Annotated in this window: 28 protein-coding genes; all 28 read right to left on the bottom strand. The window is 47.1% G+C overall.

Going from position 1 to position 19,973, the window contains the following annotated elements:
- Positions 1–24 precede the first annotated feature (24 nt).
- Positions 25–1,314: a preprotein translocase subunit SecY gene (gene secY, locus PQI28_RS14750; protein WP_214697130.1), complete on the bottom strand. Its 1,290-nt coding sequence runs from the start codon at positions 1,312–1,314 to the stop codon at positions 25–27.
- Positions 1,314–1,754 (bottom strand): 50S ribosomal protein L15, encoded by a 441-nt coding sequence (gene rplO / locus PQI28_RS14745; protein ID WP_012727658.1) that lies wholly within the window; start codon positions 1,752–1,754, stop codon positions 1,314–1,316. The genes secY and rplO overlap by 1 nt, the downstream gene beginning before the upstream one ends.
- A gap of 31 nt (positions 1,755–1,785) precedes the next feature.
- On the bottom strand, positions 1,786–1,971 hold the full coding sequence (gene rpmD, locus PQI28_RS14740) for a 50S ribosomal protein L30 (protein WP_012727659.1): 186 nt from the start codon (positions 1,969–1,971) through the stop codon (positions 1,786–1,788).
- A 15-nt stretch (positions 1,972–1,986) separates the two neighbouring features.
- Positions 1,987–2,487, bottom strand: a complete 501-nt coding sequence (gene rpsE, locus PQI28_RS14735; RefSeq protein WP_012727660.1) for a 30S ribosomal protein S5 — start codon at positions 2,485–2,487, stop codon at positions 1,987–1,989.
- A 20-nt stretch (positions 2,488–2,507) separates the two neighbouring features.
- Positions 2,508–2,870, bottom strand: coding sequence for a 50S ribosomal protein L18 (gene rplR / locus PQI28_RS14730; RefSeq protein WP_074032453.1), 363 nt, complete (start codon positions 2,868–2,870; stop codon positions 2,508–2,510).
- Between the two features lie 34 nt (positions 2,871–2,904).
- On the bottom strand, positions 2,905–3,444 hold the full coding sequence (gene rplF / locus PQI28_RS14725) for a 50S ribosomal protein L6 (RefSeq protein WP_012727662.1): 540 nt from the start codon (positions 3,442–3,444) through the stop codon (positions 2,905–2,907).
- A gap of 33 nt (positions 3,445–3,477) precedes the next feature.
- A complete protein-coding gene (gene rpsH / locus PQI28_RS14720; protein WP_012727663.1) occupies positions 3,478–3,876 on the bottom strand; it encodes a 30S ribosomal protein S8 in 399 nt (132 codons plus the stop codon).
- Between the two features lie 31 nt (positions 3,877–3,907).
- Entirely contained in the window at positions 3,908–4,177 is a 270-nt protein-coding gene (gene rpsN / locus PQI28_RS14715) for a 30S ribosomal protein S14 (RefSeq protein WP_012727664.1), read from the bottom strand.
- Positions 4,178–4,197: 20 nt separating this feature from the next.
- Positions 4,198–4,737, bottom strand: a complete 540-nt coding sequence (gene rplE, locus PQI28_RS14710) for a 50S ribosomal protein L5 (RefSeq protein ID WP_012727665.1) — start codon at positions 4,735–4,737, stop codon at positions 4,198–4,200.
- Between the two features lie 32 nt (positions 4,738–4,769).
- Positions 4,770–5,078, bottom strand: coding sequence for a 50S ribosomal protein L24 (gene rplX, locus PQI28_RS14705; RefSeq protein ID WP_074032448.1), 309 nt, complete (start codon positions 5,076–5,078; stop codon positions 4,770–4,772).
- Between the two features lie 36 nt (positions 5,079–5,114).
- Positions 5,115–5,483 (bottom strand): 50S ribosomal protein L14, encoded by a 369-nt coding sequence (rplN, locus tag PQI28_RS14700; RefSeq protein WP_026824839.1) that lies wholly within the window; start codon positions 5,481–5,483, stop codon positions 5,115–5,117.
- A gap of 44 nt (positions 5,484–5,527) precedes the next feature.
- Complete coding sequence (gene rpsQ, locus PQI28_RS14695) at positions 5,528–5,788, bottom strand: 30S ribosomal protein S17 (RefSeq protein WP_012727668.1); 261 nt, start codon at positions 5,786–5,788, stop codon at positions 5,528–5,530.
- A 32-nt stretch (positions 5,789–5,820) separates the two neighbouring features.
- Complete coding sequence (gene rpmC, locus PQI28_RS14690; RefSeq protein WP_012727669.1) at positions 5,821–6,024, bottom strand: 50S ribosomal protein L29; 204 nt, start codon at positions 6,022–6,024, stop codon at positions 5,821–5,823.
- A complete protein-coding gene (gene rplP, locus PQI28_RS14685; protein ID WP_012727670.1) occupies positions 6,011–6,448 on the bottom strand; it encodes a 50S ribosomal protein L16 in 438 nt (145 codons plus the stop codon). The genes rpmC and rplP overlap by 14 nt, the downstream gene beginning before the upstream one ends.
- 32 nt (positions 6,449–6,480) lie before the next feature.
- Complete coding sequence (rpsC, locus tag PQI28_RS14680; protein ID WP_012727671.1) at positions 6,481–7,140, bottom strand: 30S ribosomal protein S3; 660 nt, start codon at positions 7,138–7,140, stop codon at positions 6,481–6,483.
- Positions 7,141–7,153: 13 nt separating this feature from the next.
- Positions 7,154–7,486, bottom strand: a complete 333-nt coding sequence (gene rplV, locus PQI28_RS14675) for a 50S ribosomal protein L22 (RefSeq protein WP_012727672.1) — start codon at positions 7,484–7,486, stop codon at positions 7,154–7,156.
- A 20-nt stretch (positions 7,487–7,506) separates the two neighbouring features.
- Entirely contained in the window at positions 7,507–7,782 is a 276-nt protein-coding gene (gene rpsS / locus PQI28_RS14670; RefSeq protein ID WP_012727673.1) for a 30S ribosomal protein S19, read from the bottom strand.
- A 66-nt stretch (positions 7,783–7,848) separates the two neighbouring features.
- Positions 7,849–8,679 (bottom strand): 50S ribosomal protein L2, encoded by an 831-nt coding sequence (rplB, locus tag PQI28_RS14665; RefSeq protein WP_012727674.1) that lies wholly within the window; start codon positions 8,677–8,679, stop codon positions 7,849–7,851.
- Between the two features lie 34 nt (positions 8,680–8,713).
- Positions 8,714–8,995, bottom strand: a complete 282-nt coding sequence (gene rplW, locus PQI28_RS14660) for a 50S ribosomal protein L23 (protein WP_026824834.1) — start codon at positions 8,993–8,995, stop codon at positions 8,714–8,716.
- A complete protein-coding gene (gene rplD / locus PQI28_RS14655) occupies positions 8,995–9,618 on the bottom strand; it encodes a 50S ribosomal protein L4 (RefSeq protein WP_012727676.1) in 624 nt (207 codons plus the stop codon). The genes rplW and rplD overlap by 1 nt, the downstream gene beginning before the upstream one ends.
- A gap of 28 nt (positions 9,619–9,646) precedes the next feature.
- Complete coding sequence (gene rplC, locus PQI28_RS14650) at positions 9,647–10,273, bottom strand: 50S ribosomal protein L3 (RefSeq protein ID WP_074032441.1); 627 nt, start codon at positions 10,271–10,273, stop codon at positions 9,647–9,649.
- A gap of 62 nt (positions 10,274–10,335) precedes the next feature.
- On the bottom strand, positions 10,336–10,644 hold the full coding sequence (gene rpsJ, locus PQI28_RS14645) for a 30S ribosomal protein S10 (RefSeq protein WP_074032438.1): 309 nt from the start codon (positions 10,642–10,644) through the stop codon (positions 10,336–10,338).
- A 377-nt stretch (positions 10,645–11,021) separates the two neighbouring features.
- Complete coding sequence (locus PQI28_RS14640) at positions 11,022–11,531, bottom strand: hypothetical protein (RefSeq protein ID WP_214786176.1); 510 nt, start codon at positions 11,529–11,531, stop codon at positions 11,022–11,024.
- A gap of 108 nt (positions 11,532–11,639) precedes the next feature.
- Positions 11,640–12,827, bottom strand: coding sequence for an elongation factor Tu (gene tuf / locus PQI28_RS14635; RefSeq protein WP_214697124.1), 1,188 nt, complete (start codon positions 12,825–12,827; stop codon positions 11,640–11,642).
- Between the two features lie 114 nt (positions 12,828–12,941).
- A complete protein-coding gene (gene fusA, locus PQI28_RS14630) occupies positions 12,942–15,020 on the bottom strand; it encodes an elongation factor G (RefSeq protein ID WP_214697122.1) in 2,079 nt (692 codons plus the stop codon).
- Positions 15,021–15,132: 112 nt separating this feature from the next.
- The gene (rpsG, locus tag PQI28_RS14625) at positions 15,133–15,600 is read right to left on the bottom strand and encodes a 30S ribosomal protein S7 (RefSeq protein WP_012727682.1); all 468 of its coding nucleotides are present in this window, start codon (positions 15,598–15,600) and stop codon (positions 15,133–15,135) included.
- 48 nt (positions 15,601–15,648) lie between these two features.
- The gene (rpsL, locus tag PQI28_RS14620; RefSeq protein WP_012727683.1) at positions 15,649–16,071 is read right to left on the bottom strand and encodes a 30S ribosomal protein S12; all 423 of its coding nucleotides are present in this window, start codon (positions 16,069–16,071) and stop codon (positions 15,649–15,651) included.
- A 290-nt stretch (positions 16,072–16,361) separates the two neighbouring features.
- On the bottom strand, positions 16,362–19,961 hold the full coding sequence (rpoC, locus tag PQI28_RS14615) for a DNA-directed RNA polymerase subunit beta' (protein ID WP_214697121.1): 3,600 nt from the start codon (positions 19,959–19,961) through the stop codon (positions 16,362–16,364).
- Positions 19,962–19,973: the final 12 nt, after the last annotated feature.

The raw sequence follows: 19,973 nt of genomic DNA, 5'->3' as shown, positions 1-19,973 counted from the left end.
GAAGGGTCAACCCTTCCTTCCGCTTTAACGGATAAAGCCTTTATAGTGTCGTTTTACAAGTTGACTCTCGATTTGTTTCATCGTTTCGAGGGCTACCCCGATGACGATCAATAAGCTCGTTCCTCCGATTTGAACGGAAGTTGGAAGACCGGCAAGCTTAATGAAGATTGTCGGCATGATCGCCACGAGCGATAAGAAAATCGCTCCGAAGAAAGTCAATCGATACAGCAACTTCGTGATGTACTGTTCTGTTTGCGCCCCAGGACGAATCCCAGGAATATAACCACCTTGCTTCTGCAGGTTTTCTGCCATCTGCTCTGGGTTGACCTGAACAAATGTATAGAAGTAAGAGAACGCAATGATTAACGCAACGTAAATCGACATTCCGATTGGCGCCGTCGTGTCAAAGTACGTCTGTAATTTTTGCGTTGTCTCTGGAGAAGCAATGAAGCTTGCAACAGTTGGTGGTGTTACCATGAAGGAAATCGCGAAGATCACCGGGATAACACCTGCAGCGTTTAGCTTGATCGGCAAGTGCGTCGACTGACCGCCCACTGGGGTACGGTTTGCCGTGCGTTTTGCATATTGGATTGGAATTTTGCGTGCCGCTTGTTGAACATAAATGATTCCAACCGTCACAGCCAAAATGACAAGGGCCAATACAACCAAGTAAACGATGTTAATGAACAATGCATCTCCAGCGTTTTGGAGTTTTGTTTCATAAATCTGCGTAAAGATTCTTGGGAACCCAGCGACGATACCAGCGAAGATAATGATGGAAATACCATTCCCAACACCTTTCTCCGTTGTCATCTCACCAAGGAACATCAAGAACGCTGTACCCGCAGTGAGTACAATCGCGATCACAAAGTAAGTTGCCGTTCCCCATGTTTCATTGACGAGACCTGGGTAGAGGCGGTTAAATCCAAACGACAACGAAGTCGCTTGGACAAAGCCTAAGATGATCGTCCCATAGCGCGTGACCGTCGCTAACTTTTTACGGCCCGCCTCTCCTTGTTTTGCCCATTCGGCAAACTTTGGAACGACGTCCATTTGTAAAAGTTGCACAACGATCGATGCCGTAATGTACGGCATGATCCCCATTGCGAACAAGGAGAAGTTCTGTAAAGCATTTCCTCCAAACAAGTTCAAGAAGTCAAGAAGACCTCCTGAGTCAAAACGCAACACATCCGTATTCACCATCGGCACCGGGATATGAGCCCCGATGCGGAAAATGATGATGATTGCGAGTGTGAAGAGAATACGCTGTCGAATATCTTTCACGCGCCACATATTGGAGATCGTCTGAAACATCAGATCACCTCAACTGTACCGCCAGCTGCTTCGATTGCTTCTTTCGCTGCACCCGAGAACTTGTTGGCTTTTACAGTCAATTTAGTTTCAAGCTTGCCGTTAGCAAGGACCTTGATTCCGTCTTTAGCAGAGCTGACTACACCAGTCTCGATTAAGAGTTCTGGAGTAACTTCAGTACCTGCTTCGAAACGGTTAAGCGTGTCTAGGGAAACAACCGCGTACTCTTTACGAGTTGGGTTGTTGAAACCGCGTTTTGGAAGACGACGGTAAAGTGGGTTTTGTCCACCTTCGAATCCTGGACGAACGCCACCGCCCGAACGAGCTTTTTGACCTTTGTGTCCACGGCCAGAAGTTTTACCGTTACCAGTCGCCATACCGCGACCGACACGGTTACGTTCGTGACGTGAACCTGGAGTTGGCTTCAATTCATGGAGTTTCATAGTGGCACCTCCTTATTTATTAAAATCTTTATTATTCGTTGATTTCTTTTACAGTCACAAGGTGCGACACTTTATTGATCATACCGCGCATCGCGACGTTGTCTGGGACAACGACCGTTTGATGCATTTTGCGAAGACCGAGTGTACGTACAGTAACACGCTGACCTTCCGGACGACCAATTGTGCTGCGTGTGAGGGTGATTGCGAGTTTCGCCATGTCTAGTTCCCTCCCTTAGTTAAGAAGTTCTTCTACGCTTTTACCACGTAGTTTAGCAACTTCCTCTGCTTTTTTGAGCTCAGTCAAGCCCTGTACCGTCGCACGGACGATGTTGATCGGTGTGTTTGAACCTAACGATTTCGAAAGGATGTCACCTACACCTGCAAGTTCGAGCACCGCACGAACTGGACCACCAGCGATAACCCCAGTACCTTCAGAAGCTGGTTTCATGAATACACGACCTGCTCCGAATACTCCTGTGATTTCGTGTGGAATTGTTGTACCAACCATAGGTACTTGTACCATGTTTTTCTTAGCGGCTTCAATAGCCTTGCGAATCGCTTCTGGCACCTCTTGTGCCTTACCTGTACCGAAACCGACGTGACCATTTTTGTCACCTACGACTACGAGAGCAGCAAAACGGAAGCGGCGGCCACCTTTTACGACTTTCGCGACGCGGTTTACGGTAACAACGCGTTCTTCAAGTTGTTCCATGTTAACGTCTAACTGGCGCATCGAGTGTCCCCTCCTTTTTATTAGAATTTAAGACCTGCTTCACGAGCTGCTTCTGCAACAGCTTTGACGCGGCCATGATAGAGGTATCCACCACGGTCGAACACAACTGTGTCGATACCTTTCTCGAGTGCACGTTCTGCAGCAAGTTTACCAACAGCTTTCGCTGCTTCAACGTTACCGCCATTTGTAAGATCGAGAGCTTTATCTTTCGAAGATGCAGACACAAGCGTTGTTTGTGCTGCGTCATCGATAAGTTGAACGTAAATGTGCTTGCTCGAACGGAATACGTTCAAACGTGGACGAGCTGCTGTCCCCGAGATCGTACGACGTACGCGAGCATGACGTTTTTTACGAACTGCATTTTTATCTGCCTTTGTGATCATTTATGCCACTCCTTTCCGTTCATTTCGTGACGAATTACTTACCAGTCTTACCTTCTTTACGGCGAATACGTTCATCAGAGTAACGAACACCTTTACCTTTGTAAGGTTCTGGAGCACGGTACGAGCGGATTTGAGCAGCAACGTGACCGACGCGCTCTTTGTTAATCCCTTTTACGATGATTTGCGTGTTTGAAGGAACTTCGATTTCGATACCTTCCTCAGCAACGTACTCGATTGGGTGCGAGTAGCCGAGGTTGAGGACGAGTTTGTTACCTTGCTTCGTAGCACGGTAACCAACCCCCGAGATCTCAAGTGTTTTTTGGAATCCGTTCGACACACCTTGTACCATGTTGGCAATAAGGGCACGTGTCGTACCGTGAATTGTGCGGCTTTCTTTCGATTCGTCTGGACGAACAACCGTCAATTCGTTCTCTTCAACTTTGATTTCCAATGCCGGGTTAGCTGAAAGCGAAAGTTCACCTTTAGCACCTTTTACTGTGACCGTGTTGTCATTAGCAACTGTTACAGTAACGCCAGCAGGAATCGTAACTGGTTTTTTACCAATACGTGACATTGATTACACCTCCGTTCTTGTTAGAAAAGTGACTTACCAGATGTAGGCGATCACTTCGCCGCCGACTTGTTGTTGGCGAGCTTCTTTATCAGTCATAAGACCTTTAGATGTCGAAAGAACTGCGATTCCGAGTCCTCCGAGTACTTTAGGCACTTCATCAGCTTTTGCGTATACGCGAAGACCTGGTTTCGAAATACGTTTGAGACCAGTGATTACACGTTCGTTGCTTGCTCCATATTTAAGGAAAAGACGAAGTGTACCTTGTTTAGCGTCCTCGATATATTCAACATCGCGAATGAAACCTTCACGCTTAAGGATTTCAGCGATCTCACGTTTAATGTTCGAAGCTGGAAGCTCCATTTTTTCATGGCGAACCATGTTAGCGTTACGGATACGTGTAAGCATATCTGCAATAGGGTCTGTCATTACCATGCGATGTACCTCCTTTCACACTGTTAGTGGATTACCAGCTTGCTTTTTTAACACCAGGGATTTGACCTTTGTATGCAAGATCACGGAACTTGATACGGCTGATCCCGAATTTACCCATGTAACCATGCGGACGACCTGTGATGCTGCAACGGTTGTGCAAGCGTACAGGTGACGAGTTACGTGGCAATTTGCTGAGTCCGATATAATCGCCTTCAGCTTTCAACTTCGCACGCTTTTCAGCGTACTGGGCAACGAGTTTCTCGCGTTTAAGTTCGCGATTCACCATTGACTTTTTAGCCATGTTGTCGACCTCCCTCTAGATTATTTTTGGAATGGCATACCGAGAAGTGTGAGCAATTCACGTGCTTCTTCGTCTGTGTTTGCTGTTGTAACAACAACGATGTCCATACCGCGTACTTTAGATACTTTATCGTAATCGATCTCAGGGAAAATAAGTTGCTCTTTCACGCCAAGCGTGTAGTTACCGCGTCCGTCGAATGCTTTCTTCGATACACCGCGGAAGTCACGTACACGTGGAAGTGAAACAGTTACCAATTTGTCGAGGAAATCGTACATACGCTCGCCACGAAGTGTAACCTTCGCACCGATTGGCATACCTTCACGAAGCTTGAAACCAGCGATTGATTTCTTCGCTTTCGTTACGAGTGGTTTTTGACCTGAAAGAATTGTTAATTCTTCAACTGCCATGTCAAGTGCTTTCGAGTTCGAAACAGCATCACCTACACCCATGTTGATGACGATCTTTTCGATTTTCGGTACTTGCATGACCGAGTCATAGTTGAATTTATCCATCATCGCTTTCACGATGTCGCTTTTATACTTCTCTTGCAAACGGTTCATAGTCGAATGGACCTCCTTTCGTCACGTTCTTCTTATTTATCGAGTGATTCGCCCGATTTCGCGACACGAACTTTTTTACCATCGACTACTTTGAAACCAACACGAGTTGGTTTGCCAGTTTTAGGGTCGAGTGGCATTACGTTCGAGACGTGAATTGGTGCTTCGATCTCAAGGATCCCGCCTTGTGGATTCGCTTGTGAAGGTTTTGAGTGTTTTTTCATCACGTTTACGCCTTCAACCACTACGCGGTTTTTGCTTGGCATAGCTTTGAGGATAACCCCTTGCTTGCCTTTATCTTTACCAGACATTACCTGGACTGTATCGCCTTTTTTAACATGCATCGTTTGCGCACCTCCTTATAGGATTGAAATTGGAAATTAAAGTACTTCCGGTGCCAACGAAACGATCTTCATGAATTCTTTTTCACGAAGTTCACGTGCAACTGGCCCGAAGATCCGTGTGCCGCGTGGGCTCTTGTCATCTTTGATAATGACTGCTGCGTTCTCATCGAAACGGATGTACGAACCATCTTTACGACGAGCGCCGCGTTTTGTACGAACGACAACTGCTCTGACAACGTCACCTTTTTTAACAACGCCACCTGGTGTTGCTTGTTTTACCGTAGCGACGATAACGTCACCGATGTTTGCAGTCTTACGACCAGAACCACCGAGAACCTTAATTGTCAACAGTTCACGCGCGCCAGAGTTGTCTGCTACTTTCAAGCGAGATTCTTGTTGAATCATGCGAGTGTACCTCCCTCCGGATGTTTAATAAATCCGAACTGTTATTAGATGATTACTGATTCTTCTACTACTGTTACAAGACGGAAACGTTTGTCTTTAGAAAGAGGACGTGTTTCCGCGATGCGAACGATATCGCCCACTTTAGCGACGTTGTTCTCATCGTGTGCTTTATATTTCTTCGTGTAGTTTACACGTTTGCCATAAAGTTTATGACGAACCTTTGTTTCTACTGCGACGACGATCGTTTTGTCCATTTTGTCAGACACGACGCGACCAGTGAACACTTTACGGTTGTTGCGTTCCATGAGTGTTACCTCCTCTCAAGAATCCGATGTAATTAGCCGTTGTTGATGCCGAGTTCGCGTTCACGAAGAATCGTTTTAGCACGCGCAATCGACTTGCGTACTTCACGGATACGAGCAGGATTCTCAAGCTGACCTGTAGCAAGTTGGAAGCGAAGGTTAAAGAGTTCTTCTTTCCACTCGCCCACTTTACCGTTGAGCTCTTCAGTTGTTGATTGACGGAGATCAGTTGCTTTCATTCGTATCACCACCATTTTCTTCACGTTTCACGAACTTACATTTTACTGGAAGTTTGTGCGATGCGAGACGAAGTGCCTCACGTGCCACTTCCTCAGATACACCTGCGATTTCGAACATTACTTTGCCAGGCTTAACTACAGCTACCCAGCCTTCTGGAGCACCTTTACCCGAACCCATTCGGACTTCGAGAGGCTTTTTAGTGTACGGCTTGTGTGGGAAGATCTTGATCCACACTTTACCACCACGTTTCATATAACGTGTCATTGCAATACGTGCTGATTCGATTTGACGGTTTGTAATCCAGCTCGCTTCGAGAGCTTGGAGACCGAACTCACCGAAGTGTACAGTTGTGCCGCGTTTAGCATTCCCGCGCATTTTACCACGGTGTACACGACGATATTTCACGCGTTTAGGTAACAACATAGTGTGTTGCCTCCTTCCTGAAAGAGTGTTTATTATTCAGCGTTTTTCGCTGTGTTGTTTTTTGTTGGAAGAACTTCACCGTGGTATAACCAAACTTTTACGCCGATTTTACCGTAAGTTGTGTCAGCTTCAGCTGTTCCGTAGTCGATGTCGGCACGGAGTGTGTGAAGTGGAACTGTTCCTTCCGAGTATTTCTCTGAACGAGCGATATCAGCGCCACCAAGACGACCAGAAACTTCTGTTTTGATCCCTTTGATGCCAGTACGCATCGAACGTTGAATTGATTGTTTCATTGCACGACGGAATGATACACGACCTTCCAATTGACGAGCAATGTTTTCTGCTACAAGCTTCGCAACAGCGTCAGCGTTTTTCACTTCAACAACGTTGATGTGAACGCGTTTTCCGTCAGCGATTTTTGTAATGTGTTTACGGAGTGATTCGATTTCAGAACCACCTTTACCGATTACCATACCTGGCTTCGCAGTGTGAAGCGAAATGTTCACGCGGTTTGCAGCGCGTTCGATTTCAACTTTAGAAACACTAGCATCCTTCATTTTGTTTTCGATGTATTCACGAATAACGAAGTCTTCATGAAGGAGATCAGCGTAGTCTTTCTCAGCGTACCAACGCGAATCCCAGTCTTTGATAACACCAACGCGAAGACCGTGCGGATTTACCTTTTGACCCACTACATATCCCTCCTTATTTCTCAGTTACCACGATGTGGATGTGGCTTGTGCGTTTGTTAATACGGCTTGCGCGACCCATCGCACGTGGGCGGAAGCGTTTGAGTGTTGGACCTTCGTTTACGTAAGCTTCTGTTACAACGAGGTTCTCAATGTTCATATCGTAGTTGTGCTCTGCGTTAGCAATCGCTGATTTTAATACTTTTTCAACGACTGGCGATGCTGCCTTGTTCGTGTGAGCAAGGACAGAGAGCGCTTCGCCGACTTGTTTCCCGCGAATTAAGTCTACAACGAGACGTGCTTTGCGAGGAGCAAGACGGACCATATTAGCTGATGCTTTAGCTTGCATGGATTTGACCTCCCCTCAAATTACCGTTTCGTTTTCTTGTCTGATCCGTGACCTTTGTACGTGCGTGTTGGAGCGAATTCACCAAGTTTGTGACCAACCATGTCTTCTGTCACGAATACTGGTACGTGTTTACGACCATCGTGCACACCGAACGTGTGACCCATGAATTCTGGGAAGATCGTCGAGCGACGTGACCAAGTTTTGATGACTTGCTTCTCACCAGATTCGTTGAGTTTGTCAACTTTAGCGAGCAAGTGGTGATCTGCGAATGGACCTTTTTTTAAGCTGCGACCCATGTTAGAACCTCCCTTTGGAATGATTCGGGAACGGCCCTTTCGAACCGCCCGAGAATCATGTAGTAATTATTTCTTACGGCGACGAAGGATGTACATGTCGCTCGATTTGTTTTTCTTACGAGTCTTAAGACCAAGAGCTGGTTTACCCCAAGGAGTAAGTGGGCCCGAACGACCGATTGGCGCACGACCTTCACCACCACCGTGTGGGTGATCAACCGGGTTCATTACAGAACCACGTACTGTTGGGCGTTTGCCTAACCAACGTGAACGTCCTGCTTTACCGATGTTTACGAGTTCGTGTTCTTCGTTACCAACTGAACCGATTGTCGCGCGGCAAGTGCCGAGGAACAAGCGTGATTCACCTGATTGAAGACGAACGATGACGTACTTGCCGTCACGTCCTTGGATTTGTGCCGATGCACCAGCCGCACGAACAAGCTGACCGCCTTTACCAGGCTTAAGCTCGATGTTGTGGATTGTTGTACCGACAGGGATGTTTACGAGTGGAAGAGCGTTCCCCACTTTGATATCCGCTTCAGGACCAGACATGATTTCCATGCCTACTTTGATGCCCTTAGGAGCGAGGATGTAACGTTTCTCACCATCTACATAGTTGATGAGTGCGATGTTTGCTGAACGGTTTGGATCGTATTCGATCGTTGCTACGCGTCCTGCAACGCCATCTTTGTTACGTTTGAAATCGATGATACGGTATTTACGCTTGTGACCGCCACCTTGGTGACGAACAGTCAAGCGACCTTGGTTGTTACGTCCGCCTTTTTTCGAAAGCTTTTCAGTTAACGATTTTTCAGGGCGATTCGTTGTGATCTCTGCAAAGTCGAGAGATGTCATGTTACGACGACCGTTAGTGGTCGGCTTAAACTTTTTGATTGCCATCGAGGATTCCCTCCTTTTCTTCTAAGGTAGTTAATTAACCGAGGAAGTCGATTGTGTTGCCTTCTGCAAGAGTTACGATCGCTTTTTTACGGCGAGCTGTGTAACCAGCGTGACGACCGACACGTTTCGCTTTCGGTTTGTAGTTCATTGTGTTTACCGAAGCAACTTTCACATTGAAGATTGTTTCGATAGCGTGTTTCACTTGCGATTTAGTCGCTTTTACGTCGATTTCGAAAACGTATTTGTTAGCTTCCATGAGGCTAACTGAACGCTCAGTGATGATCGGACGTTTGATGATATCGTATGCTTGAGCCATTATGCAAGCACCTCCTCTACCTTCGCAACCGCATCTTTAGTGAAGATGACTTTGTCGTTAGCAACGAGGTCAAGAACGTTTACGCCTGCTGCGTCGATCACAGTCACTCCTGGGATGTTACGAGCTGCGAGAGCGATAGTCTCATTGTAGTCCGCTGTGACTACAAGAGCCTTACGTTCTACTGATAAGCTGTTGAGTACAGCAGCCATATCTTTTGTTTTTGGTGCATCGAAAGCAAGGCCTTCGAGGACGATGATTTCGTTGTTTTGTACTTTCGACGAAAGAGCCGAGAGAAGTGCTAAACGACGAACCTTCTTAGGAAGTTTGTAAGAGTATGAACGTGGTGTTGGACCGAAGACTGTACCACCACCAACCCATTGTGGTGAGCGGATAGAACCTTGGCGCGCACGACCAGTTCCCTTTTGTTTCCATGGTTTACGGCCGCCACCGCGTACTTCCGAGCGACCTTTCGTATCGTGAGTACCTTGACGGCGTGATGCTTGTTGCATGACGATTGCGTCGTAAAGTACTGATTCGTTTGGCTCGATTCCGAAGATGGCTTCTGCCAATTCGATTTCGCCAACTTGTGAACCTGTTTGGTTAAGCAAAGCTACTTTAGGCATTCGTAATTCCTCCTTTCCGTGCAGTTAATTAGTTACCTTTGACCGCTGATTTGATGATGACGTTCGATTTACGAGCGCCTGGGATAGCACCTTTCACGAGGAGAAGGCCGCGTTCCACATCAACTTTAACGATTTCAAGGTTTTGAATTGTTTTACGCTCTCCACCCATTTGACCAGGAAGAAGTTTCCCTTTGAATACGCGGTTAGGAGCGACAGGACCCATCGAACCAGGACGACGGTGGTAGCGCGAACCGTGAGCCATTGGTCCACGTGATTGTCCGTGACGCTTGATCGCACCTTGGAATCCTTTACCTTTCGATGTACCTGTAACGTCTACTAATTCACCTGCAGCGAAAATGTCTGCCTTAATCTCTTGACCGATTTCGTATCCTTCTACTGAAGTACGAACTTCTTTGATGAAGCGCTTAGGTGTCGCGTTTGCTTTCGCAGCGTGACCTTTTGATGGTTTGTTTTGACGTGATTCTTTGATGTCTCCGAAACCAAGTTGAACTGCTTCGTAACCGTCTGTATCAACTGTTTTAAGTTGAAGAACGACGTTACCTTCTACAGCAACTACTGTTACCGGTACAACTTCGCCTGCTTCGTTGAAGATTTGAGTCATACCAAGTTTTGTTCCTAAGATTCCTTTAGCCATGAGATACACCTCCTGTTAAATAATTAATTGTCTCTTCTGGCTAGTATCTACTATATGAAGAATTAAAGTTTGATTTCGATGTCTACACCTGATGGTAACTCGAGACGCATAAGCGAATCGACTGTTTTCGGTGTTGGGTTTACGATGTCGATCAAGCGTTTGTGTGTACGCATTTCGAACTGCTCACGAGCATCTTTGTACTTGTGAACCGCACGAAGGATCGTGTAAACCGATTTTTCAGTTGGGAGCGGGATTGGACCCGATACCTTTGCACCTGAACGCTTCGCAGTGTCAACGATCTTCTCAGCTGATTGATCGAGAACGCGATGGTCATATGCTTTTAAACGAATACGAATTTTTTCATTTGCCATGTTTGTTTCCCTCCTTTGTCGCCTATTTTAAAAATAGACAATTCTCCGCGGAAATTTCCACACCGGCCATGGCAATGCTGCCTGGCGTGTCATAACCTCCCGCTTCAACGCAGCGTGCTTGTGTCAGCAGAGGCATCCGATCATTGCGAATCAACGATTGGACCCATTTTCTGCTGTAAAGTCTCTCACCACTCGCACAAACACTTAATCATTATATCTAATCTGGTCATGGAATGCAAGATTAGATTTTTGAAGTTGCTGGTTGTCTGATGAGTTGCTCAACGTTCCCTAATGTAACAAGATTCGCGAGCTTTTGCAAGAGAAAATTCATTCTTTTATTGAACTATTTTTCAAACGAAGTCCCATGTCAACTCGACCTAGCGTTTCATCATCTCTCCAAATCGCTCCGTTACCCCTTCTACGACCGATTGTGGGGCTCTTCTTAAACATGCATGAACAATTCCTTCATTTATATCGTGTGTCTCAAAATAGCGAGCCAGACGCGTCAGTTTATCCTCTCTACCGATGACTGTATAAAGGACAATCCATTCTTCGAGGTGCATCCAGTTCCCTTCTGCTTCTATATAAGGATGTGTATAGATGCCGTCGGTGCACTTCATGCGAAAACTGGACATGACATCCACGTCGGTTCCCTCGAAAACATACTCCCCAAAGTAAGTCGTCAAGTATGCCTCATGTGGTTCAGTCGATTGTTTCTCTCCGGCACGACTCAAGATCTGGTCTAACCGTTCAAACTGATCGGGCTCTACGAAAACATCAATGTCATTCGTTTCGTCGACAATGCCATGATGCTTTAACAGTTGCGAACCACCGATACGATATGCGATTCCATTCAAGCGACAAATCGTCTCTAATTGTTTCAACATGACCTCACTCCTTTCTCGTATGCTTCATCTTACCACGCTCATCCAGAAACACAAAAAAGCAGCCCGCATATTGCGGACTGCTTGAAGTTGTTCAGTTGAATCAATCGATTACTCGATGATTTCTGTTACTGAACCAGCACCTACAGTACGGCCACCCTCACGGATAGAGAAACGTGTACCGTCTTCGATCGCGATTGTAGAAATCAATTCGATCGTCAACTCGATGTTGTCTCCTGGCATTACCATTTCAGTACCTTCTGGAAGGTGAACGATACCTGTTACGTCAGTTGTACGGAAGTAGAACTGCGGGCGGTAGTTCGCGAAGAATGGCGTGTGACGGCCACCCTCTTCTTTAGAAAGAACGTAGATTGATGCTTTGAATTTTGAGTGTGGTGTGATTGAACCTGGCTTAGCAAGTACTTGTCCACGCTCGATGTCGTCACGTGATACACCACGGAGAAGTGCACCGATGTTGTCGCCAGCTTCAGCATAGTCAAGAAGCTTACGGAACATCTCTACACCAGTACATACAGTTTTCTTAGTTTCTTCTGTGAGACCAACGATTTCGATCTCGTCGTTGACGCGGAGAACACCACGCTCAACACGACCAGTCGCTACAGTACCACGACCAGTGATTGAGAATACGTCCTCAACAGGCATCATGAAGTCTTTGTCTGTGTCACGAACTGGTTCTGGGATGTACTCATCAACAGCGTTCATGAGTTCCATAACTTTTTCTTCCCACTGAGCTTCACCGTTAAGTGCGCCAAGTGCAGAACCTTTGATTACAGGGAGGTCGTCGCCTGGGAAGTCGTATTCAGAAAGAAGTTCACGGATTTCCATTTCAACGAGTTCGAGGAGCTCTTCGTCGTCTACCATGTCAACTTTGTTCATGAAGACTACGATGTAAGGAACACCTACTTGACGTGAAAGAAGGATGTGCTCACGTGTTTGTGGCATTGGGCCATCTGTTGCAGATACAACGAGGATCGCGCCGTCCATTTGAGCAGCACCAGTGATCATGTTTTTAACATAGTCAGCGTGTCCTGGGCAGTCAACGTGTGCGTAGTGACGCTTGTCAGTTTCGTACTCGATGTGAGCTGTTGCGATTGTGATACCGCGCTCGCGCTCTTCTGGAGCACCATCGATTTGGTCAAACTTAGTAGCTGTTTTACCTTGTGCACGTGAAAGTACAGCAGAGATTGCTGCAGTCAAAGTTGTTTTACCGTGGTCGACGTGGCCGATTGTACCAACGTTAACGTGCGGTTTAGAACGGTCGAATTTTTCTTTACCCATTCTAGATTCCTCCTCTATTAAACGATTAGTTTTTATTTAACTAGGAAGACGTAGGTTACTTTTAACATACGTCCTCCTTAGCTTACAACAATCAATCTAGCGATACAACCGTTATTAGCCGTTCGCTTTTTTGACGATTTCTTCAGCAATTGATTTCGGTACTTCTTCGTAGTGATCGAAGTGCATCGAGTACGTTCCACGTCCTTGTGTACGTGAACGAAGTGATGTTGCGTAACCGAACATTTCTGAAAGTGGAATCATCGCTTTAACGACTTGTGCGTTACCGCGAGCTTCCATACCTTCTACGCGTCCACGGCGTGACGTTACGTCACCCATGATGTCACCCATGTATTCTTCAGGGATAACAACTTCAACACGCATCATTGGCTCAAGGATGACAGCTTTCGCTTGGTCCTTAAGTTGTTTAACCGCCATCGAAGCAGCAACTTTAAACGCCATCTCGTTCGAGTCGACATCGTGGTACGATCCGAATACGAGGCGAGCTTTAACGTCAACTACTGGGTAACCAGCGAGGATACCGTTTTCGAGAGCTTCTTCAATCCCGTTTTGAACAGCTGGGACGTATTCACGTGGTACAACACCACCGACGATCTTGTTCTCGAACTCGAATCCAGCGCCTTCTTCGTTCGGCTCGAATTCTACGACAACGTGACCGTACTGACCGCGTCCACCAGACTGACGAACGAATTTCGAATCGATCTTCGCAGCGCCACGGATTGTTTCACGGTAAGCAACTTGTGGTGCACCAACGTTAGCTTCTACTTTGAATTCGCGACGCATACGGTCAACGAGGATATCAAGGTGAAGCTCACCCATACCAGAGATGATCGTTTGACCAGTCTCAGGGTTTGTTTCAGTGCGGAATGTTGGATCTTCTTCTGCGAGTTTCGCAAGAGCTTGACCCATCTTATCTTGGTCTGCTTTCGATTTAGGCTCGATTGCAACCGAGATAACTGGTTCTGGGAACGTCATTGACTCGAGAACGATGTTATCTTTCTCTGTGCAAAGCGTGTCACCAGTAGTCGTGTCTTTGAAACCAACAGCAGCGGCGATGTCACCAGCGTATACCATTGGAATCTCTTCACGGCTGTTTGCGTGCATTTGAAGGATACGACCGAGACGCTCACGCTTCCCTTTAGTCGAGTTCTTCACGTATGATCCCGCTTCAGCTGTACCAGAGTACACGCGGAAGAACGTCAATTTACCGACGTAAGGGTCAGTCATAACTTTGAACGCAAGTGCTGAGAATGGAGCTTCGTCAGAAGGCTCACGCGTGATTTCTTCTTCTGTATCGAGGTTGATCCCTTTGATTGACTCAACATCAACTGGTGATGGGAGGTAATCAACAACGGCGTTAAGCATGAGCTGAACACCTTTGTTCTTGAAGGCAGAACCAACGAGTACAGGGTAGAATTCAACGCTAAGTGTCGCTTGACGGATTGCAGCTTTCAATTCATCGATTGAAATCTCTTCACCTTCAAGGTACTTCATCATCAACTCTTCGTTGAAGTCAGCAACACCTTCGATCAATTGACCGCGAAGTTCTTCAGCTTGGTCAGCCATGTCAGCTGGGAAGCCATCTGTTACTTCGATGTCAGTACCGAGGTCGTTGTTGTACATGTAAGTCTTCATTTCAACGAGATCGATGATTCCTTTGAAATCGTCCTCTGCTCCGATTGGGAGTTGGATCGCGTAAGCGTTCGCTTGAAGACGATCGTGGAGCGTCTTCACAGAGTACAAGAAGTCTGCGCCGATTTTATCCATCTTGTTGACGAATACGACACGTGGTACACCATATGTCGTCGCTTGACGCCATACAGTTTCAGTTTGTGGTTCTACACCTGACTGAGCGTCAAGTACAGCAACAGCACCATCAAGTACACGGAGTGAACGTTCAACTTCTACTGTGAAGTCTACGTGTCCAGGTGTATCGATGATGTTTACACGGTGGCCATTCCACTGTGCAGTTGTCGCAGCTGAAGTGATCGTGATTCCACGCTCTTGCTCCTGCTCCATCCAGTCCATTTGTGAAGCACCTTCGTGCGTTTCACCAATTTTGTGGATACGACCTGTGTAATAAAGAATACGTTCAGTTGTTGTCGTTTTACCGGCATCGATGTGAGCCATGATTCCGATGTTACGAGTATTCTTTAGGGAGAATTCTCTTGCCATACTGGGTATTCTCCTTCCGCATGTTTGATTTTCGTGTGCGCGCACACGATATGATTATACCCGAAAGCCACTCCGTTAAGCCATGCTTGGCGGAGTGGACTTTACGATTAAATTACCAACGATAGTGAGCAAACGCTTTGTTTGCTTCTGCCATCTTATGCATGTCTTCGCGTTTCTTAACAGACGCACCAGTGTTGTTGGCTGCATCCATGATTTCGTTCGCGATACGTTGCTCCATCGTTTTTTCGTTGCGGAGACGAGCGTAGTTCACGAGGTAACGAAGACCAAGTGTTGTACGGCGCTCTGGACGAACTTCAACAGGAACTTGGTAGTTAGCTCCACCTACACGGCGTGCTTTAACTTCAAGTACAGGCATGATGTTGTTCATTGCTTCTTCGAACACTTCCATAGGCTCTTTGCCTGAGCGTTCAGCGATGATGCCAAATGCGTTGTAAATGATAGTTTGAGCTGTACCTTTTTTACCGTCTAACATGACACGGTTAATGAGGCGAGTTACCAATTTCGAGTTGTAGATCGGATCTGCGATAACGTCACGACGTTCTGCACGGTTTTTACGCATCCGAGTACCCTCCTTTCAAAATTTCAATTGTATTTTAGTTAGCGAGAATTACTTCTTCGCAGCTTTCGGACGCTTCGTACCGTATTTAGAACGGCCTTGCATACGTCCATCAACACCTGCAGTGTCAAGCGCACCACGAACGATGTGGTAACGTACCCCTGGTAAGTCTTTTACACGTCCTCCACGGATAAGAACAACGCTGTGCTCTTGAAGGTTGTGGCCAATACCTGGAATGTACGCAGTCACTTCGATTTGGTTAGTCAAACGAACACGAGCATACTTACGAAGCGCCGAGTTCGGTTTCTTCGGAGTCATTGTACCAACACGTGTACAAACACCACGTTTTTGTGGTGAGCTCACGTTTGTTTGTGACTTGATGAAACTGTTGTAACCTTTGTTAAGTGCTGGAGAGTCAGATTTAACGACTTTCGATTTACGTCCTTTACGGACTAACTGGTTAATAGTAGGCATCTTTGAAGATCCTCCCTTCCTGAATGTTGCTATTTTCTAGTCCCACCGACCCGGGTGGTTCATTTAAGGTCATAACGAAACGCTTTTACGAGGCGTAGGCATTCCATGACCTCGCAAAAACGTGAGTTATACCTTGAAAGTGGCAATTGTAGCAGCCAAACCTTCCCGTAGAAAGTTCGGATGGACGTCCAAGTAGCTTGCCGACTGCTGGACATCGTTGTCATCGACAACAACCGATTGGCGGCACTAAATCATAGTAGCACCGCCAACCTGCGCTGTCAAGACGTATTTTACTCGACGGTTGTATCTTCGAGTGCAACTGGCGCCTCATCTTCTTTAAGTTCGACATCGCGGTAGACAGCCATTCCAGTACCAGCTGGAACGAGTTTACCGATGATGACGTTCTCTTTGAGTCCGAGGAGGTAGTCGCGTTTCCCTTTGATTGCCGCATCTGTCAAGACACGAGTCGTTTCTTGGAACGAAGCCGCCGAGAGGAACGAGTCTGTCTCAAGCGACGCTTTCGTGATCCCGAGAAGGACTGGTTTTGCAGTCGCTGGGTGTTTTCCGTCACGAATCGCATCTTTACACGCTTCTTTGAAGACGCTGATGTCGACAAGTGAACCTGGGAGAAGTGGTGTGTCACCAGACTCGATGACTTTGACACGACGAAGCATTTGGCGAACCATAACCTCAACGTGCTTGTCACCAATTTCTACCCCTTGCATCCGGTATACTTTTTGAACTTCTTGGAGAAGATAGTTCTGAACACCAGATACACCACGGACGGCGAGCAATTCTTTCGGATCGATCGAACCTTCCGTGAAGACTTCACCGGCTTCTACTGTATCGCCGATTTGAACACGGAGACGCGCTCCGAATGGAATCGTGTAAGAACGTGTTTCACTGAATCCTTCGACCGTGAGTTCACGCTTGTCACGCGATTCCGTGAAGTCGATGACCGTACCAGAGATTTCCGAGATGACCGCTTGACCTTTCGGGTTACGGGCTTCGAATACCTCTTGGATACGTGGAAGACCTTGTGTGATATCGTCTCCGGCAACCCCACCTGTGTGGAAGGTACGCATTGTAAGCTGCGTTCCTGGCTCACCGATTGATTGTGCGGCGATGATACCGACGGCTTCCCCGACTTCAACGTTTGATCCAGTAGCCAAGTTACGTCCGTAACACTTCTTACATACGCCGTGTGACGTGTTACATGTGAAGGCTGTACGGATTTCTACTTGCTCGACACCCGCATCAACGATGACGCGTGCGATGTCTTCTGTGATCAATTCATTCTTATCAACCAACACTTCGCCCGTTTCAGGGTGTGTGACTGTTTCAAACGATGTACGTCCGACGAGACGGTCGTACAAGTTTTCGATTTCTTCCGTACCTTCGCGGAGTGCAGAAACACGGATACCGCGGTCTGTTCCACAATCTTCTTCACGGATGATGACATCTTGCGCAACGTCAACGAGACGACGAGTCAAGTAACCTGAGTCAGCTGTCTTCAAGGCTGTATCGGCAAGACCTTTACGAGCCCCGTGAGTCGAGATGAAGTACTCTTGAACCGTCAGACCTTCACGGAACGACGATTTGATTGGAAGTTCGATGATGCGACCAGATGGAGCGGCCATCAAACCACGCATACCCGCAAGCTGCGTAAAGTTAGATGCGTTACCACGGGCACCAGAATCAGACATCATGAAGATCGGGTTCAAGCGGTTGAGGGATTTCATCAATCGAGATTGAATTTCATCCTTCGCTTCGTTCCAAGCACGTACAACGCGCTCGTAACGCTCATCTTCTGTGATGAGACCACGACGGAACGACTTCATGATTTGGTCGACTTGTTTCTGCGCCTCATCCAAGATTTCCTGTTTATCAGGAAGTACGATGATGTCGGCGATCCCAACTGTCACACCGGCTTTCGTCGAATGTTTGAAGCCGAGATCTTTCATGCGGTCAAGCATGCGGCTTGTTTCAGTCGTTTCAAACTTCTGGAACACTTCCGCGATGACTTTTCCGAGGAATCCTTTTTTGAACGGGTCGATAATTGGACGTGATGCGATTTCTTCCGCAACGTTCGCCCCTTTGTCGATGAAGTACTTATCAGGAGTTGCTTCCTGTAAGTTTTCCATCGTCGGCTCGTTCAAGTATGGGAACGTGTTTGGCAAGATCTCGTTGAAGATCATCTTACCAACAGTCGTAATGAGCAATTTCTCGTTCTGTTCGTCTGTGAACGTCGGGTTGTTGAGCGTACGTGCCGGAAGTGCCACACGCGAGTGCAAGTGGACATATCCGTTTTGGTAAGCGATCAACGCCTCGTTGACGTTCGAGAACACTTTCCCTTGACCGACGGCATCTTCACGTTCGAGTGAGATGTAGTAGTTACCGAGGACCATATCCTGCGATGGTGTAACAACCGGTTTTCCGTCTTTCGGGTTCAAGATGTTCTGTGCAGCGAGCATGAGAAGACGTGCTTCCGCTTGTGCTTCTGCAGAAAGCGGAACGTGGACGGCCATTTGGTCACCATCGAAGTCGGCGTTATAAGCCGTACATACGAGTGGGTGAAGGCGAATCGCACGACCTTCAACAAGAATCGGTTCGAATGCTTGAATACCAAGACGGTGAAGTGTCGGGGCACGGTTCAAGAGAACTGGATGCTCACGGATGACTTCTTCAAGGACGCCCCAGATTTCAGGTTGCATCTTCTCGATTTTGCGTTTTGCGTTTTTGATGTTCGAAGCGATGCCGCGACCGACAAGCTCTTTCATCACGAACGGTTTGAAGAGTTCAAGTGCCATCTCTTTTGGAAGACCACACTGATACATCTTCAAGTTCGGTCCGACGACGATAACCGAACGTCCTGAGTAGTCGACCCGTTTACCAAGAAGGTTTTGACGGAAGCGACCTTGTTTCCCTTTCAACATGTGTGAAAGTGATTTGAGCGGACGGTTACCAGGACCTGTTACCGGACGACCACGACGACCGTTGTCGATGAGGGCGTCAACCGCTTCTTGAAGCATACGCTTCTCGTTTTGCACGATGATGTTCGGCGCGCCGAGGTCGAGCAAACGTTTGAGACGGTTGTTACGGTTGATGACTCGACGATACAAGTCGTTCAAGTCAGATGTTGCAAAGCGTCCACCGTCGAGCTGTACCATTGGGCGAAGCTCTGGTGGGATGACAGGAAGTACTTCAAGGATCATCCAATCCGGATTGTTCCCTGATGTGAAGAACGCATCGAGAACTTCCAAACGCTTGATCGCACGTGTACGACGTTGACCTTGGACAGTTTTCAACTCTTCACGAAGCTCGCTCACTTCTTTTTCAAGATTGACATCTTGAAGGAGTGTACGGATGGCTTCAGCACCCATGTCTGCTTTGAAGTCACTACCGTATTTTTCACGATAGAGACGGAATTCTTTTTCCGAGAGAAGTTGTTTCTTCTCAAGCGGTGTATCACCTGGCTCTGTGACCACGTAAGAAGCGAAGTAAATCACTTCTTCAAGTGCACGTGGAGACATATCGAGAACAAGCCCCATGCGGCTTGGAATCCCTTTGAAGTACCAGATGTGCGAAACTGGTGCCGCGAGCTCGATATGGCCCATTCGCTCGCGACGCACTTTCGCTTTCGTCACTTCAACGCCACAGCGGTCACAAATGACTCCTTTATAACGGATACGTTTGTACTTCCCGCAGTAACATTCCCAGTCTTTCGTAGGACCGAAGATTCGTTCACAGAATAATCCGTCCTTCTCTGGTTTAAGTGTACGATAGTTGATCGTTTCCGGCTTTTTGACTTCACCGTAAGACCACGAACGGATCTTCTCTGATGAAGCCAAGCCGATTTTCATATATTCAAATCGATTAACATCTACCAAGGGGCCGACCTC

Source organism: Exiguobacterium sp. USCH10 (genome assembly GCF_037619445.1).
GTDB classification, from domain to species: domain Bacteria; phylum Bacillota; class Bacilli; order Exiguobacteriales; family Exiguobacteriaceae; genus Exiguobacterium; species Exiguobacterium aestuarii_A.
Note: the sequence above shows the minus strand (reverse complement) of the source record. Positions and strands in the feature narration are given on the sequence as shown.

Bases quoted from the DNA above. Each gene is read 5' to 3' on its own strand.
- rpsN (WP_012727664.1), bottom strand. From the start codon at position 4,177: ATGGCTAAAAAGTCAATGGTGAATCGCGAACTTAAACGCGAGAAACTC.
- rpsH (WP_012727663.1), bottom strand. From the start codon at position 3,876: ATGGTAATGACAGACCCTATTGCAGATATGCTTACACGTATCCGTAAC.
- rpsJ (WP_074032438.1), bottom strand. From the start codon at position 10,644: ATGGCAAATGAAAAAATTCGTATTCGTTTAAAAGCATATGACCATCGC.
- rplP (WP_012727670.1), bottom strand. From the start codon at position 6,448: ATGTTGTTACCTAAACGCGTGAAATATCGTCGTGTACACCGTGGTAAA.
- rplV (WP_012727672.1), bottom strand. From the start codon at position 7,486: ATGCAAGCTAAAGCATCAGCTAATATGGTCCGTCTTGCTCCTCGCAAA.
- rplR (WP_074032453.1), bottom strand. From the start codon at position 2,870: ATGATCACAAAGGCAGATAAAAATGCAGTTCGTAAAAAACGTCATGCT.
- rplN (WP_026824839.1), bottom strand. From the start codon at position 5,483: ATGATTCAACAAGAATCTCGCTTGAAAGTAGCAGACAACTCTGGCGCG.
- rplF (WP_012727662.1), bottom strand. From the start codon at position 3,444: ATGTCACGTATTGGTAAAAAACCAGTTACGATTCCTGCTGGCGTTACT.
- rpmD (WP_012727659.1), bottom strand. From the start codon at position 1,971: ATGGCGAAACTCGCAATCACCCTCACACGCAGCACAATTGGTCGTCCG.
- secY (WP_214697130.1), bottom strand. From the start codon at position 1,314: ATGTTTCAGACGATCTCCAATATGTGGCGCGTGAAAGATATTCGACAG.
- tuf (WP_214697124.1), bottom strand. From the start codon at position 12,827: ATGGGTAAAGAAAAATTCGACCGTTCTAAACCGCACGTTAACGTTGGT.
- rplX (WP_074032448.1), bottom strand. From the start codon at position 5,078: ATGCATGTTAAAAAAGGCGATACAGTCCAGGTAATGTCTGGTAAAGAT.
- rpsL (WP_012727683.1), bottom strand. From the start codon at position 16,071: ATGCCTACTATTAACCAGTTAGTCCGTAAAGGACGTAAATCGAAAGTC.
- rplD (WP_012727676.1), bottom strand. From the start codon at position 9,618: ATGCCTAAAGTAGCTTTGCTTAACCAAACAGGTTCACAAGTTGGCGAA.
- rpmC (WP_012727669.1), bottom strand. From the start codon at position 6,024: ATGAAAGCAACTGATCTCCGTCAATCAACAACTGAAGAGCTCAACGGT.
- rpsS (WP_012727673.1), bottom strand. From the start codon at position 7,782: ATGGGTCGCAGCTTAAAAAAAGGTCCATTCGCAGATCACCACTTGCTC.
- rpsQ (WP_012727668.1), bottom strand. From the start codon at position 5,788: ATGGAACGCAACAACCGTAAAGTGTTCACTGGTCGCGTCGTGTCTGAC.
- rpsG (WP_012727682.1), bottom strand. From the start codon at position 15,600: ATGCGTAAAAACCGTGCAGAACGTCGTGACGTTATCGCAGATCCGATC.
- rplB (WP_012727674.1), bottom strand. From the start codon at position 8,679: ATGGCAATCAAAAAGTTTAAGCCGACCACTAACGGTCGTCGTAACATG.
- rplO (WP_012727658.1), bottom strand. From the start codon at position 1,754: ATGAAACTCCATGAATTGAAGCCAACTCCAGGTTCACGTCACGAACGT.
- fusA (WP_214697122.1), bottom strand. From the start codon at position 15,020: ATGGCAAGAGAATTCTCCCTAAAGAATACTCGTAACATCGGAATCATG.
- PQI28_RS14640 (WP_214786176.1), bottom strand. From the start codon at position 11,531: ATGTTGAAACAATTAGAGACGATTTGTCGCTTGAATGGAATCGCATAT.
- rplC (WP_074032441.1), bottom strand. From the start codon at position 10,273: ATGGCTAAAGGAATCTTAGGAACAAAACTTGGTATGACTCAAATCTTC.
- rpsE (WP_012727660.1), bottom strand. From the start codon at position 2,487: ATGCGCCAGTTAGACGTTAACATGGAACAACTTGAAGAACGCGTTGTT.
- rplW (WP_026824834.1), bottom strand. From the start codon at position 8,995: ATGGCTCAAGCATACGATATCATCAAACGTCCGATCATCACTGAGCGT.
- rplE (WP_012727665.1), bottom strand. From the start codon at position 4,737: ATGAACCGTTTGCAAGAGAAGTATAAAAGCGACATCGTGAAAGCGATG.